The organism is Streptosporangium sp. G12 (assembly GCF_052983175.1).
Genome location: NZ_JBRIQO010000016.1, coordinates 174,077 through 189,180 on the forward strand (window position 1 = coordinate 174,077; position 15,104 = coordinate 189,180).

Here is a 15,104-nt window from a genome sequence, read left to right on the forward strand (position 1 = left end):
GGCCGAGGGCGCCGGGACCGGCCTCCCGCGGGGGTTTTCCGGTGCCGGGGTTGCGGTCGCGGGCCCGCGCGGGAAACGGTCCCGGCCGCTCGGCCGGAAACCGGGCGATCGGCGGCCCGGCGGCCGGTATCTCCCATTAGAGGGCGTCAGAGAAGGAAGCCTCCGGGGAACGGATCGCGGGGGTCGAGGAAGTACTGGGCGGTGCCGGTGACCCACGCCCGCCCGGTGATGGCCGGAACCACCGCGGGCAGGCCCCCCACCTCCGTCTCCTCCGTGAGCCGCCCGACGAAGCGGGTACCGATGAACGACTCGTTCACGAAGGCGGTGTCCAGCGGAAGCTCGCCCCTGGCGTGCAGCTGGGCCATCCGGGCGCTGGTACCGGTGCCGCACGGCGAGCGGTCGAACCAGCCGGGATGGATCGCCATCGCGTGCCGCGAGTGCCGGGCGCCGGAACCGGGCGCGGTGAACTGCACGTGGTGGCAGCCCCGGATGCCGGGGTCCAGCGGATGGACGGGCTCGTCCTGCTCGTTGATCGCCCCCATGATCGCCAGACCGGCGTCGAGGATCGCCTGCTTGTGCGACCGCTCGAACGGCAGGCCCACCGACTCGATCGGCAGGATCGCGTAGTAGTTGCCGCCGTAGGCGAGGTCGTAGACGACCTCCCCGGCCCCGGGAACCTTGACCACGCGGTCCAGCCCGGCGCTGAAGGACGGCACGTTGGTGATGGTCACCTCCGCGGCGGCGCCGTCCTCGACCCGGACCTCGGCGACGACCAGGCCCGCGGGGGTGTCCAGCCGGATGGTGGTGACCGGCTCGGCGACCTCGACCATTCCGGTCTCGACGAGGACCGTGGCGACGCCGATGGTGCCGTGCCCGCACATGGGCAGGCAGCCGGAGACCTCGATGAAGAGCACGCCGTAGTCGGCGTCGGGCCGGGTGGGCGGTTGCAGGATGGCCCCGCTCATCGCCGAGTGGCCGCGCGGCTCGTACATGAGCAGGGTGCGGACGTGGTCCATCTCGGCCAGGAAGTGCTCACGCCGCTCGGCCATGGTGGAGCCGGGGATGACCCCCAACCCCCCGGTGATCACCCGGGTGGGCATGCCCTCGGTGTGGGAGTCCACCGCGTGGAAGACCCTCTTCGTTCTCATCGACTCTCCTCACGGGGAAGGGTAAGGGGTGGATCTACCGCAGGCCCTCGGCCAGGGCCTTCTCCGTGGCGGCGCGTACGGCGGCCTCCTGCTCGGGGGCGAGGCCGAGCCTGGGCGGGCGGCACGGGCCGCCGTTGCGCCCGGCCAGGTCCATGGAGAGCTTGATGGCCTGGACGAACACCGGCCTGGAGTCCCAGCGAAGCAGCGGGTGCAGCGCGCGGTAGAGCGGCAGCGCGGTGGCCGTGTCCCCCGCGGCGGCCGCGCGGTACAGGGCCACGGTCGACTCGGGCAGCGCGTTGGGGAATCCGGCCACCCAGCCGACCGCCCCGGCGGTGACCAGCTCCAGCAGCACGTCGTCGGCCCCGGCCAGCACGTCCAGCCCGGGGGCGAGTTCGGCGATCTCGTAGATGCGGCGGACGTCTCCGCTGAACTCCTTGACCCCCACGATCAGCCCCTCGGCGTGGAGGGTGGCCAGCAGCCGGGGGGTGAGGTCCACCCGGGTGTCGAAGGGGTTGTTGTAGGCCACCACCGGCAGGCCGGCCCTGGCCACCTCCCGGTAGTGCTCCACCACGGTCCTGTCGTCGGCGCGGTAGGCGTTCGGCGGGAGCAGCATCACCGCGCGGCACCCGGCCTCGGCGGCCTGCTCGGCCCAGCGCCGGGCCTCCAGGGCGCCGTAGGCGGCGACCCCCGGCATGACGCGGGCACCGCCGACGGCGGCGACCGCGGTCTCCACGACCGAGGCCCGCTCCTCGGGGGTCAGCGTCTGGTACTCGCCCAGCGACCCGTTCGGCACGACGCCGTCGCACCCGGAGGCGACCAGCCACCGGCAGTGCTCGGCGTAGCCGTCCAGGTCGACGGAGAGATCCGCGCCCAGGGGCAGAGCGGTGGCCACGGTCACACCGTGCCAGGGCTTCACGGGGGTCGTCATGGTTCATCCTTCCGAAGGGTTTTCCAGCCGGTACGGGTCCGGGTCCGGGGGAGATCCCGTACGGTCCCGGCGCGGGTGAGGCTCCGGCCCGCCCGGCTCAGGGGAGGTTTCCGGCCGATCCGGTTCCGGGTCCGGGTCCGGCCCCAGGTCCAGGTCCAGCTCCATGTCGAGGTCCAGGTCCAGGAGGGTTTCCGGCCGTCCCGTCGCCGGGCGGTTCTCCCGCCGTTCCGGGGAGGACGGCGGGCGCGCGGCGAGGTCGCCGAGCCTGACGGGCTGGGCGATCGGGCGCCGGGGCGGCGCGGGGTCCTCCCCGACGAGGCACGCGACCGCGTAGCCGCACATCCTGCCCTGGCACCACCCCATCCCCGGGCGGGCCAGGAGCTTGACGGAACGCGCGTCGACGGCCCCCATGGCCTGGGCCTCCCGTACGGCCGACAGGGGCACCTCCTCGCAGCGGCAGACGAGCGTGTCGTCGCGCAGCCACTCCCGCCAGCCCGGTCGTACCGGGTAGGCCTCCTGCAGGGCGCGGGCGAAGGCGGCGAGCCGGTCCCTGCGCCGGGACAGGGCCGGGTCCGGCGGCACGGGGCGGCCCAGGTCCGCGGCGGCGGACCGGCCCGCGATGCGGCCCTCCACCTCGGCGAGCGCGGCCCCGCCGACGCCGGTGGACTCCCCAGCCGCGTAGACGCCGGGCACGCTGGTGCGCATGCCCGCGTCGACCGCGACGACCGGGCTGCCGTCGGGGTCGCGGCGGGTGTCGCAGCCCAGCTGGACCGGCAGGTCGAGCTGGGGGACGAATCCGTAGCCGAAGGCGAGGGTGTCGCACTCGACGGTCCTCGTCGAGACCGGCCGCCAGTCCCCGTCCAGGCTCGCCACGGTGACGTGGGTCAGCGCGGTGTCGCCGTGCGCGGCGACCACCGCCTCGCGGCGGTGGTACGGGATCCGGTGGCGGGCCAGGCGCGCTCCGTACCCGAGGGCCTCCCCGGCCCGGCCCGCGGCGACCAGCGGGTGCCTGGCGAGCCCGAACCCGCCGCCGGCCTCGTGGACGCCGAGCACCCGGGCCCCCGCGTCGGCCAGGCCCGCGGCGACGGGGAGCAGGAACGGGCCGGTGCCGGCGACCACGACCCTGCTTCCCGCGAGGACCAGGTCGCCCTTGAGCAGCGCCTGCGCGCCGCCCGCGGTGAGCACCCCCGGCAGGTCCCAGCCGGGGAACGGCAGCGGCCTGTCGTGCGCGCCGGTGGCGATCAGCAGCCCGCGCGCGGTCACCGCGCGGGGCCGCTCCTCACGGTCTCCCTCCAGGCACCGTACGGTGATCGCCCCGTCCGCGCGCTCGACCGCCCAGACCCGGTGGCGCAGGAGCACCTCGGCGCGCTCGCGGAGCGTCTCCCACTGGCGGGTGAACCGGTCGAGCCCGTGGTGGAGCGCGCCGGGCCGCGCGGCGCGGAAACCCTCGGCGGGGTGCCGGAAGTACTGGCCGCCCGGCCTGGCGGCCCCGTCGATCAGCACGACGTCCAGCCCGGACAGGGCGGCGGTGAGCGCGCCCGCGACCCCCGCGGGGCCCGCGCCGACGACGGCGAGGTCGTGGATCCGCGTCATCGGCCGCTCACCCCTCCCCCTCGTCGTCGCCGGTGGTCACCAGGTCTCCCGGGAGGGCCTCGGTCAGGCAGGCGCGCAGGGACGGGGTCCCGTTCACCGTGACCAGGCAGTCGAAACAGACCCCGATGCCGCAGAACAGCCCGCGCGGGCGCCCGCCGAAACGGGTGGTGCGCCAGGAACGGACGCCCGCGCCGTGCATGGCGGCGCCGACGGTCTGGCCGGGGACCACCGGGACGGGGGTGCCGTCCACGCTGATCTCGAACCCCGGCTCGGGCCGCGCCCTCACCAGGCGGTACGGATCCCTCATCGGGCACCTCCGGCGAAAGGACCCCGGCTCCGGTTCCGGTTCCGGCTCCGTGAGAAGGTCAAGACGCCTCCTTGGCGAAGCGGTCCGGGCGGAAGGGGGCGAGGTCCAGGTCGGGGCGGAGCCCGGCCAGGAGCTGGGCGATCAGGTGGCCGGTGGCCGGGGCCAGGCCGATGCCCGCCCCCTCGTGGCCGCAGGCGTGGTAGAGCCCGGGTGCCCGGGGGTCCTCCCCGATCACCGGAAGGTGGTCCGGGCAGTAGGGGCGGAAACCGCAGTAGGCGCGGATCGCCCGGTACGCCGCCAGAGCGGGGAACAGCTCCACGGCCTGGCGGGCGAGACGTTCGAGCACCGGGACGGAGACCGTGCGGTCGAAGCCGACCCGCTCGCGGCTGGCGCCGATGAGCACCGGCCCCGACGGGGTGCTCTCCACGACGGCGGACGTCTCCAGTCCCTCCGAGTCGCTGGCCACCGCGGTGACGTAGGCGGCGGTGTAGACCTTGTGCCTGATGAGCGGCCCGGCGAGAGGCTCGGTGACCAGGATGAAGCCGCGCCTGGGCAGGATCGGGACGCGCACACCGGCCAGCGCGGCGATCTCGCCGCCCCAGGTGCCCGCGGCGTTGACGACGGCTCCGGCGAGGATGTCGCCGTGGTCGGTGGTGACGCCGGTGACCCGGCCGCCGGCACGGACGAAGCCGGTCACCGTGACGCCGGTCCGCAGCATCAGGGCGCCGCGGCCGAACCGCTCGGCGCCCCTCCGGATGAGCCTGGCCGCCGCCAGCATGGGCTGGACCTGGGCGTCCTGCGGGTAGAACACGCCTCCGGCGAGCCCTTTCGCCAGGTGGGGCTCGTAGTCGCCGAGTTCCCCGGGGGCGACGGCGACGTGCTCGACGCCCTGCTTCGCCGCCAGGCCGGTGAGCGCCGCCAGGATCTCGTCCGTCTCGGCGACCACCAGGCCGCCCTTGGCCTCGAACTCGAACCCCCCGTCCGGCTCGGACCCCTCGCCGCCCGCCGCGGACCCTCCGGCGCGCCCCGCTCCGGCTTCGGCGCCGGGCCCACCGGCGGGCTCGCCCTGCGCCTCACCCTTCGCACCGTCATCGCCCCCGGCCAGGTCTCGCCAGAGCCGGTTGGAGAGCAGCGCCAGGTCGAGCTCGGGTCCCGGTTCCTTGTCGGAGACCAGGATGTTGCCCTCACCCGCACCCGTCGTGCCGCCCGCCACCGCGCCCCGGTCGACGACCACCACGTCCAGTCCCGCGCGGGCGGCGTAGTAGGCGCAGGCGGCACCGACGACTCCGGCGCCGATGACCACGACGTCCGGCATGTCCCACCTCGCTCCCGCGCCTCGGACTCGCCAGTACTATGTCACATACCCTCTATCGGATCAATGCACCAAAACGGGCATCGCAGGCGTGCCGTCGGCCCACGCGCACCCCTACCCACCGGCCCGGACGGCACGCCGCCCCGCCACAGGCGGCCCGCGCCGGCGGCCGGTACCCGGGGTCCGCGGCGGGACCGCGCACCTCGCCACCTAGCATGTGAGCCGTGAACCACCTCCTTGACCGGACCCGCCGGCATGCCGCGAAGTCGGCGCGGATCGTGGGGCCGCCGACCCTCCTCACGCTGCGCCGCTGGGCGCTGGCGGCGGTCGTCGTCAACATCGGGATCACGGTGACGGGCGCCGCGGTACGGGTCAGCGGGTCGGGCCTGGGCTGCCCCACCTGGCCCCGGTGCACGCCGGAGAGCTTCACCCCGGTGGCCCACGCCGAGATCTCCCCGGTGAACATGGCGATCGAGTTCGGCAACCGGATGCTGACCTTCCTGGTGCTGGCCGTCGGCGTGGCCTGCCTGATCGCCGCCCTGCGGCTGCCGGCCCGCCGCCCCGACCTGGTCAGGCTGGCCTGGCTGCAGCCGATCGGCGTGGCCTTCCAGGGGCTCTGGGGCGGCCTGGTCGTGCGCAGCGCGCTCAACCCGGTGACCGTGAGCGTGCACTTCCTGGTCTCCGTCGGCATGATCGCCGCGGCGTACGCGCTGTACGCCCGTGCCGGTCAGGGCCGGAGCGAGAGCGTGTCCCGGCAGCCGGTCCACCGCCACGTCCGCACGCTCGCCTTCGCGCTCGTCGCCGCCGTGTTCGTCCTGCTCGTCGTGGGCGTGGTGGTGACCGGCACCGGGCCGCACTCCGGGGACGAGATGGCCTCCCGGTTCGGCTTCGACATCGAGACCGTGGCGAGGATCCACGCCGACGTCGCCTACGTGGTGGTCGGCCTCACCTTCGCGCTGGCGTTCGCGCTGCACATCACCGACGCGCCCGGGTACGCCCGGCGGGCCTCGTGGACGTTGCTGGGCGTGGAGGCGGCGCAGGGGGTCGTCGGATACGTCCAGTACTTCCTGGGCGTGCCCGCGGCCCTGGTCAACCTGCACGTGCTCGGCGCGACCCTGGTCTGGCTCTGCGCGCTGCGGGTGCTGTTCGCGACCGGCCCGCGCGGGCCGCGCGACGTCCCGGAGGCGGTCACCGGCGAACGCGACACCGTCCGCGTCTGAACCCCCGTCCGCGCACCGCCCGGACGCCGTCCGCACGCCTCCGGAAGCCGTCCGCACTCGACGTGGTCCCGGTACGGCAGGACAATGATCGGATGTCGTCGTCACGCACGATCATGCGGCGTTGCTACCAGGGCGTCGTGCTGCTGAGCGTCCTGGCCGTCGCCCCGATCACCTGGGCCTGGCTGTCCAGCTCCGGCCACCGAGCGGTCGCCGACTCCTCCCCCGGCTGGGTGGCCGGGGTTCCCGAGGCCCCGGTGGCGCTGGTGCTGGGGGCGGGCGTCGTCGGGGGCGTCCCCTCCCCGATGCTGGCCAGACGCCTGGACATCTCCGCGCAGCTCTACCGGGCGGGCAGGGTCGAGGCGATCCTGCTCTCCGGGGACAACAGCCGCAGGGAGTACGACGAGCCGACCGTGATGCGCGACTACCTGCTGGCGAGCGGCGTACCGGCCGGGGCGCTGGTCCTGGACTACGCGGGCTTCGACACCTGGGACTCGTGCGTGCGGGCCCGTACCGTGTTCGGCGCCACCAAGATCACCGTGGTCACCCAGGTGTTCCATCTGCCCAGGGCGGTCACCCTGTGCCGCACGGCGGGCCTGGACACCTTCGGCGTGGGCGACGACTCGTCCAAGCGGTGGGTGTCCACCTACGGCCTCGCCGCCCGTGAGTTCCTCGCCTCGGCGAAAGGTCTCGTCGACTCCGTGCTCCTCGACTCGCCCCCCGTTTTCCCCGGGCCACGCGAGACCACCCTGGAGACCGCGCTCCGGCGGGGGTGAACCCCGGGCAGGACGCCCTACAGGCGGAACGCCCCGCCCTGCGGCGGGTGACCGGGACCGGGGTGACCGGCGGAGCCGCCCTGCGGATGGGGGGAAGCGCCCGCGCCGCCGGGGCCGCCGGAGGTGTGGCCCGCAGTGGCGCTCCCGGCCGCGGGCGACGCGGGAAACCGGGCGCGGGCACCGGCCATGCACTCCAGCAGCGCCCGCTGCTCCTCGTTGAACGTGCGCTCGTCGATCACGTGGCCCCTGGCCCGCTCGTGGAGCAGGCCGAGCTCGGTGGCCGCGAGCTGGTAGTCGCTCATCGCCCGCAGGGCCGTCCTGCCCCCGTGGTTCCTGGCCCACTGCCGGGCCTGGCGGCGGCTGGGCAGGGAGGAGAGCATCGCCACGTCGCCCGAGGAGACCAGCCCCGTCGCCCAGTAGGCGGGCAGGTAGGTCTGGATGAGCCCGATGATGCGCTTGCGGTCGCGGAAGATGATCCAGATCAGCGCGAACAGCACGGCCATCAGCAGCAGGTAGGCGATGGCCAGGCCGCCGATGCCGACGTAGGAGGCGAAGCCGTTCCAGATGCCGTGCAGCAGCATCGCGCCGATCCACCCGGCGGCGATGACGAAGATCCGCCCCGGTCCCCGGCGCTGCGCCGCGTAGGCCACCGCGACACCGATCATGGAGGTGAACAGCGGGTGCGCGAACGGCGAGAGGATCCCGCGCAGCACGACGGTCACCGCCAGGCCCTGCGCGCCCAGCTCGTCGAGCGCGGCCACGTAGTAGCTGACGTTCTCGCTCATGGCGAAGCCGAGGCCGACCATGCTGGCGTAGATGATGCCGTCGGTGGGCCCGTCCAGCTCGGCGCGTTTGAACCTGAGCAGGCCCAGCAGGACCAGGCCCTTCATCGTCTCCTCGACCACCGGGGCGCCGAACGTGGCGGTGAGGTTGCGCGCGTAGTCGTAGCCCAGCCGGACGGTGTTCTCGACGTAGATCAGGTTGAAGGAGTTGATCACCCCGGCGACCAGGACCGCCACGCCCGCGCCCCAGGCGAACGCGAAGAGCAGGTTGGCGCGCGGCTCGGGCTCGATGCGGTCGAGCGCCAGCACCGCGGCCAGCAGCACCGGGACGGGTGCCAGCGCGAGGCCCAGGGCGATGAAGAAGTAGACCGGGTCGCCGTTCAGCACGTCGAAGGAGAACGACACCAGGGCGCACAGTCCCGCCAGGACGAGCCCGACGATCAGCGTGACCGACGGACGGTCCCTGAGCACCCAGCGGGGGTCATGGCCGGCCATGTGGCCACCGTAACCGCTGGCGCTCGCCCCACGGCTCAAACCGGGAGATTACCGCCCGAAGGTTGACGAACCCCGCGCCGATACCGGACCGCTTCCTGCCGTCGGAGCACGGGCACGCCCCGCCGACGACCCTGCGAACCCCGCGAATCCGGCGAAACCGTCCGACCGCCGCGAATCCCGGGAGCGTACCGAGTGATGGGCCGCCCCCGCGGCCGGAGCCGGAATCCGGCTCCCAGGGTTTCCCGAAGACCACGAATCACCCTCCCCACGACCAGGCCCGCCCCGGGCCGGTCAAGAAAACGTCTTCCCCCCGGGAGACGTCTCCCCCGTGGCCGGGGCGCGGAAACGGGCGCACCGGAGGAGAACGTACGTGTGAGATGACTCAGACGGATGTCGGATGAGCGTCAGGCGGACATCAGACGAACATCGAGTCGATGGCGACGGCCAGGAACAGCAGCGCCAGGTAGGCGTTGGACCAGTGGAAGAAGCGCATCGGGCGCAGGTCGACACCGGTCTTGCCCGCGTTGACCCGGCCGAGGAGGCGGTGGACCTCCCACAGGCAGGCCGCGCCCAGGACGGCGGCCACGGCGGGGTAGAGGAGCGTGGTCCCGGCGATCGGCCACAGCAGCAGCGAGCAGAACACCGTGGCCCAGGTGTAGACGATGCTCTCCAGCACCACGCGGCGCTCGGTGGCCACCACAGGAAGCATCGGGACCTTCGCCGCCGCGTAGTCCTCCTTGTAGCGCATCGCGAGGGTCCAGGTGTGCGGGGGCGTCCAGAAGAACACCACGCCGAAGAGCACCACGGGGGCCCAGTCGAGGCTGCCGGTGACGCCCGCCCAGCCGATCAGCACCGGCATGCAGCCGGCGATGCCGCCCCACACCACGTTCTGCGAGGTCCGCCGCTTGAGGATCATCGAGTAGACGAGCACGTAGAACAGGTTCGCGCCCAGCGACAGGCCCGCGGCGAGCCAATTCACCGTCAAGCCGAGTCCAAGAGTGGACAACACACCGAGGATGATCCCGAAGATCAGCGCGTTCGTCGGCGGCACCAGGTCGCGGGCGAGCGGGCGGCGCCGGGTGCGGCGCATGGCCGCGTCGATGTCACGGTCGATGTAGCAGTTCAGCGCGTTCGCGCTGCCGGCCGACAGGGTGCCGAACACCAGCGTGTTGACGGCGATCCACAGCGGCGGCAGGCCTTTGGCCGCCAGGAACATCACCGGCAGCGTCGTGATCAGCAGCAGCTCGATGATCCGCGGCTTCGTGAGGGCGACGTACGCCTTCACGACGTCGCCGAAGGAGCGCGGCGCGGCCTCGGGGACCGTCGTGCCCCCCTCGGGCGGGGCCGTCGATTGCTTGTCGGTGAGCACCATCTAAGGCGCTTCCAGCACGTGCGGGGTCAACGCGTAACCTCTGATTAGAGCGGATCCGTGAATGCGGGCACCAGCCAGCCTTGAGGACTCACTGTAGTTGCAGGGGGGGCCGGTCCCGGCACGGGGTGCGGAAGCGGCGCGAGGGGGCTCCCATCCGGGAGGCGCGCCGCCTGCGGATCCCGCGGACCCGCCCCGGGTAGGCCTGCGCCACGGTGGCCAGGTCGAAACCGTTAGGGTCCGGTGTGGGCGGGAAATACCAGACCGGCGCCGCCAATCAGACGATTAGATCCGGAGATCGAGCACTTGAGCAGTGAACTCGTGCCAGCCCTCGAATGGAGCGACCTGGACCGCCGCGCGGTCGACGTCGTACGGGCCCTGGCCATGGACGCGGTAGAGAAGGCGGGATCGGGTCACCCCGGCACCGCGATGAGCCTGGCGCCGGCTGCGTACCTGCTGTTCCAGCAGGTGATGCGGCACGACCCGTCAGATCCCTCGTGGGCGGGCCGTGACCGGTTCGTCCTTTCCGCGGGTCACAGCAGCCTGACCCTCTACATCCAGCTCTTCCTGTCGGGGTACGGCCTCAGCCTGGACGACCTCAAGGGGCTGCGCCAGTGGGAGAGCCTGACCCCGGCCCACCCCGAGCACGGCCACACCGTCGGCGTCGAGACCACCACCGGCCCGCTCGGCCAAGGAATCGGCAACGCGGTCGGCATGGCGATGGCCGCCCGCCGCGAGCGCGGCCTGTTCGACCCGGACGCCGCCCCGGGCGCGAGCCCGTTCGACCACAACATCTGGTGCATCGCCTCCGAGGGCGACATCGAGGAGGGCATCAGCCACGAGGTGAGCGCCCTCGCGGCCCACCAGCGGCTGGGCAACCTCACCGTCGTCTTCGACAGCAACCACATCTCGATCGAGGACGACACCCAGATCGCGCTGAGCGAGGACGTCGTCGCGCGCTACGAGGCGTACGGCTGGCACACCCAGACCGTCGACTGGACCCGGACGGGCGACTACGTCGAGGACGTCGAGGCGCTGCACCAGGCGCTGGAGGCCGCTCGCGCCGAGACCGGCAGGCCGTCGTTCATCCGGCTGCGCACGATCATCGGCTGGCCCGCCCCCAACAAGCAGAACACCGGCAAGATCCACGGCTCGGCGCTGGGCGCCGACGAGGTCGCCGCGACCAAGAAGATCATGGGCTTCGACGTCGAGAAGAGCTTCGACGTCCCCGCCGAGGTCCTGGAGCACTCCCGTGAGGTCGTCAAGCGCGGCCGGGCCGTGCGCGCCGAGTGGGACAAGCTCTACGAGAGCTGGCGCGAGGCCAACCCCGAGCGCGCCGCCGAGTTCGACCGCATCTCCGCGCGAAAGCTCCCGGCGGACTGGACCGAGGCGCTGCCGTCCTTCGAGATCGGCTCCTCCGTCGCCACCCGCAAGGCCTCCGGCGAGGTGCTCAGCGCCCTCGCGCCGGTGCTGCCCGAGCTGTGGGGCGGCTCGGCCGACCTGGCCGAGTCCAACAACACCACGATGAAGGGCGAGCCGTCCTTCATTCCCGAGGAGTTCCAGACCAAGGAGTTCCCCGGCGGCCCCTACGGCCGCACGCTGCACTTCGGCATCCGCGAGCACGGCATGGGGGCGATCCTCAACGGCATCGCGCTGCACGGCGGCACCCGCCCGTACGGCGGCACGTTCCTGGTGTTCAGCGACTATATGCGCCCGGCCGTGCGGCTGGCGGCGCTGATGAGGCTGCCGGTCACCTACGTGTGGACGCACGACTCCATCGGCCTGGGCGAGGACGGCCCGACGCACCAGCCCGTCGAGCACCTGTGGTCGCTGCGCGCCATCCCCGGCCTCGACGTGGTCCGCCCGGCCGACGCCAACGAGACGGCCGCCGCCTGGCAGGTCGTGCTCGAGCACAACGACCGCCCGGCCGCGCTGGCGCTGACCCGCCAGAACCTGCCGGTCTTCGAGGGCACCGGCGACGCGGAGAAGGTCGCCCGCGGCGGCTACGTCCTGCGGGACGCCTCCGACGGGCAGCCCTCGGTGGTCCTGATCGGTACCGGCTCCGAGGTCGAGATCGCCCTCGGTGCCCGCGAGATCCTGGAGGCGCAGGGCATCGCCACCCGGGTCGTGTCGATGCCGTGCGTGGAGTGGTTCCAGGCCCAGGACGCGGCCTACCGGCAGACGGTGCTGCCCTCCTCGGTGCGCGCCCGCGTGGCGGTGGAGGCGGGAATCTCGCTGGGCTGGCGGGAGTTCGTGGGAGACGAGGGCGTGGTGGTCGGCCTGGAGCACTTCGGTGCCTCGGCCCCCTACAAGACCCTCTACGAACAGTTCGGCCTGACCGCCGAGCGCGTGGCCGCCGCCGCCAAGGCGAGCCTCGCCAAGACCGGAGCCGACAAGGGCGAGACGACGGGAAACTGATCATGAGTGAGATCCTGAAGAAGCTCTCCGAGCAGGGCGTCTCCATCTGGCTGGACGACATCAGCCGCGAGCGCCTGCGTACGGGCAACCTGCAGTCCCTGATCCGCGACAAGCACGTGGTCGGCGTCACCTCCAACCCGACGATCTTCGCGTCGGCGCTGAGCAAGGGCGACGCCTACGACGGCCAGCTGCACGACCTGAAGATCCGCGGCGTCGACGTCGAGGAGGCCGTGCGGGCCATCACCACGTACGACATCCGCTGGGCCGCCGACGTGCTGAGGCCGGTCTACGACGCCACCGGCCAGGTGGACGGCCGGGTGTCGATCGAGGTCGACCCTCGCCTGTCCAGGGAGACCGACAAGACCGTCGCCGAGGCGCGCGCGCTGTGGTGGCTGGTCGACCGGCCCAACCTGTTCATCAAGATCCCCGCCACCGTCGAGGGCCTGCCCGCGATCACCCAGGCGATCTCCGAGGGCATCAGCGTCAACGTCACGCTGATCTTCTCCCTGGAGCGCTACCGCGCCGTGATGGACGCCTGGCTGACCGGCCTGGAGCAGGCGAAGGCCAACGGCCTGGACCTGGCGAACATCGAGTCCGTGGCCTCGTTCTTCGTCAGCCGGGTGGACGGCGAGATCGACAAGCGCCTGGACAAGATCGGCACTCCCGAGGCCCTCGCGCTGAGGGGCAAGGCCGCCGTCGCCAACGCCCGCCTGGCCTTCGCCGCCTTCGAGGAGGTCGTCGAGTCCTCGCGCTGGCAGGCGCTGGCCGCGGCCGGCGCCCGTCCGCAGCGCCCGCTGTGGGCCTCCACCGGCACGAAGAACCCCGACTACCCCGACACCCTCTACGTCGACCAGCTGGTCACCTCCGGCACGGTCAACACGATGCCGGAGAAGACCCTCGACGCGACGGCCGACCACGGCGGCATCACCGGTGACACGGTCCGCTCCTCCTACGAGGAGGCCTGGAACACCATGGCCGCGCTCAAGGAGGCCGGCATCGACTACGACGACGTCGTGCGGTTCCTGGAGGAGGACGGCCTGGACAAGTTCGAGGCCTCCTGGAAAGAGCTGCTGGAGACCGTCTCCTCCGAGCTGAAGAAGGCGTGAGGAACATATGTCAGTGTCCGTAACGTTCGGCGACGACGACCTCACCGAGCAGGCCGGGGAGACCGCCGGGCAGCTCGTCTCCGAGGGGGTTCCCCAGGCCCTGGCCTCCGGCGACGCCACGCTGTGGGGCCAGGAGGCCCAGGCCGAGGCGGCCGTCCGCCTCGGCTGGCTCAACCTCCCGGCGACGAGCAGGCAGCTGCTTCCCGAGATCGGCGCGCTGGTGGAGCGGGCCCGTGCCGAGGGCCTGGACCACGTGGTCCTGGCGGGCATGGGCGGCTCCTCCCTCGCCCCCGAGGTCATCACCGCCTCCGCCGACGTGCCCCTGACCGTGCTCGACACCACCGACCCCGGCCAGGTGCGCCGCGCGCTGGAGGACCGGCTGGAGAGCACGATCCTGGTCGTCGCCAGCAAGAGCGGCGGCACGGTCGAGACCGACAGCCACCGGCGGATCTACGAGAAGGCCTTCCGCGACGCGGGGATCGACCCGGCGAGCAGGATCGTCGTCGTCACCGACCCCGGCTCGCCCCTGGAGCTGAGCGCCCGCGAGGCGGGCTACCAGGTGATCCTGGCCGACCCGAACGTGGGCGGCCGCTACAGCGCCCTGACCGCGTTCGGCCTGGTGCCCAGCGCGCTGGCGGGCGCCGACGTCGAGCGGCTGCTCGACGACGCGGCCGAGGTGGCGCCGCTGCTGTCGCGGACCGAGGGCAACCCCGGCCTCGACCTCGGCGCCGCCCTGGGCGCCGCCGCGGCGGCCGGTCGCGACAAGCTCGTGATCGAGGACAGCCTGTCGGAGATCAACGGCCTGCCCGACTGGATCGAGCAGCTGGTCGCCGAGTCCACCGGCAAGTCCGGCAAGGGCATCCTGCCCGTCGTGGGCGCCGACCCGGGTGACGCCGACGACGAACTGCTCGCCGGGATCGACACCGACGCCGCCGTGACCGTCGTCGGCCCGCTGGGCGCGCAGTTCCTCGTCTGGGAGTACGCCACGGCCGTCGCGGGCCGCGTCCTCGGCATCGACCCGTTCAATCAGCCGAACGTGGCCGAGTCCAAGGAGAACACCGCCAAGCTGCTGGACCGGGCCGAGCTGCCGGTCGGCACGCCGCTCCTGGTCGACGGCCCGGTGGAGGTGTACGGCGAGTTCCCCGGCTCCGAGGACGTCAAGGACCTGTCGGACGTGCTCACCCGGCTGCTGGAGTCGATCCCCGACCGCGGTTACCTCGCGGTGATGGCCTACCTCGACCGTGAGGCGGCCTTCGACGCCCCGTATCCCGACGGCGCCTCGTTCGAGGAGATGACGGACGTGTGGAGCGGGGCCGACCCGGCCACGCTGCGCGGGATGCTCGCGATCCGCACCGAACGCCCGGTCACCTTCGGCTGGGGCCCTCGTTTCCTGCACTCCACCGGCCAGTACCACAAGGGCGGCCCGCAGAACGGGGTGTTCCTGCAGATCACCGGGGCCGTCGAGAACGACCTCGAGGTCCCCGGCAAGCCCTACACGCTGGGCCGCCTCCAGCTCGCCCAGGCACTGGGCGACCAGGGCGCGCTGGCCAGCCGCGGGCGTCCCACCGTACGGCTGCACCTGACCGACCGCGCCACCGGAGTCGCGCGGCTGCTCGCCGCCGCGCGGGAGGTCTGATGGGCCGCTGGAGGTTC

Annotated in this window: 12 protein-coding genes; 5 read left to right on the forward strand and 7 right to left on the reverse strand. The window is 72.8% G+C overall.

What is annotated here, in order from left to right:
* Positions 1–146: 146 nt before the first annotated feature.
* Genes ACVCAG_RS24680 through ACVCAG_RS24700 form a run of 5 tightly spaced genes read right to left on the reverse strand, consistent with a single transcriptional unit; the run spans position 147 to position 5,291 of the window.
* A complete protein-coding gene (locus ACVCAG_RS24680; protein ID WP_447190349.1) occupies positions 147–1,148 on the reverse strand; it encodes a proline racemase family protein in 1,002 nt (333 codons plus the stop codon).
* Positions 1,149–1,182: 34 nt separating this feature from the next.
* A complete protein-coding gene (locus tag ACVCAG_RS24685; RefSeq protein WP_440066040.1) occupies positions 1,183–2,076 on the reverse strand; it encodes a dihydrodipicolinate synthase family protein in 894 nt (297 codons plus the stop codon).
* A 3-nt stretch (positions 2,077–2,079) separates the two neighbouring features.
* Positions 2,080–3,669, reverse strand: a complete 1,590-nt coding sequence (locus tag ACVCAG_RS24690) for an FAD-dependent oxidoreductase (protein WP_447190350.1) — start codon at positions 3,667–3,669, stop codon at positions 2,080–2,082.
* A 7-nt stretch (positions 3,670–3,676) separates the two neighbouring features.
* Entirely contained in the window at positions 3,677–3,976 is a 300-nt protein-coding gene (locus ACVCAG_RS24695) for a (2Fe-2S)-binding protein (RefSeq protein WP_440084993.1), read from the reverse strand.
* Between the two features lie 58 nt (positions 3,977–4,034).
* Positions 4,035–5,291 (reverse strand): FAD-dependent oxidoreductase, encoded by a 1,257-nt coding sequence (locus ACVCAG_RS24700; RefSeq protein ID WP_440084994.1) that lies wholly within the window; start codon positions 5,289–5,291, stop codon positions 4,035–4,037.
* A gap of 221 nt (positions 5,292–5,512) precedes the next feature.
* On the opposite strand from ACVCAG_RS24700, the gene ACVCAG_RS24705 reads away from it, so the two are divergent.
* Complete coding sequence (locus ACVCAG_RS24705) at positions 5,513–6,508, forward strand: COX15/CtaA family protein (protein ID WP_440084995.1); 996 nt, start codon at positions 5,513–5,515, stop codon at positions 6,506–6,508.
* Between the two features lie 92 nt (positions 6,509–6,600).
* A complete protein-coding gene (locus ACVCAG_RS24710; RefSeq protein WP_440084996.1) occupies positions 6,601–7,281 on the forward strand; it encodes an ElyC/SanA/YdcF family protein in 681 nt (226 codons plus the stop codon).
* A 17-nt stretch (positions 7,282–7,298) separates the two neighbouring features.
* Here ACVCAG_RS24710 and ACVCAG_RS24715 read toward each other — a convergent pair whose 3' ends face one another.
* Positions 7,299–8,558 carry a PrsW family glutamic-type intramembrane protease gene (locus tag ACVCAG_RS24715; protein WP_440084997.1) on the reverse strand — a complete coding sequence of 420 codons (1,260 nt, stop codon included), beginning with the start codon at positions 8,556–8,558 and terminating at the stop codon, positions 7,299–7,301.
* 415 nt (positions 8,559–8,973) lie between these two features.
* Positions 8,974–9,930, reverse strand: a complete 957-nt coding sequence (locus tag ACVCAG_RS24720; protein WP_440066033.1) for a heme o synthase — start codon at positions 9,928–9,930, stop codon at positions 8,974–8,976.
* Positions 9,931–10,311: 381 nt separating this feature from the next.
* Here ACVCAG_RS24720 and tkt point away from each other — a divergent pair, with 381 nt between their 5' ends.
* The 3 genes from tkt to ACVCAG_RS24735 are packed head-to-tail and all read left to right on the forward strand — an operon-like array spanning position 10,312 to position 15,087.
* Positions 10,312–12,345 (forward strand): transketolase, encoded by a 2,034-nt coding sequence (tkt, locus tag ACVCAG_RS24725; RefSeq protein WP_440085040.1) that lies wholly within the window; start codon positions 10,312–10,314, stop codon positions 12,343–12,345.
* Positions 12,346–12,347: 2 nt separating this feature from the next.
* A complete protein-coding gene (tal, locus tag ACVCAG_RS24730) occupies positions 12,348–13,451 on the forward strand; it encodes a transaldolase (RefSeq protein WP_440099129.1) in 1,104 nt (367 codons plus the stop codon).
* Between the two features lie 7 nt (positions 13,452–13,458).
* Positions 13,459–15,087, forward strand: coding sequence for a glucose-6-phosphate isomerase (locus ACVCAG_RS24735; protein ID WP_440084999.1), 1,629 nt, complete (start codon positions 13,459–13,461; stop codon positions 15,085–15,087).
* Positions 15,088–15,104: the final 17 nt, after the last annotated feature.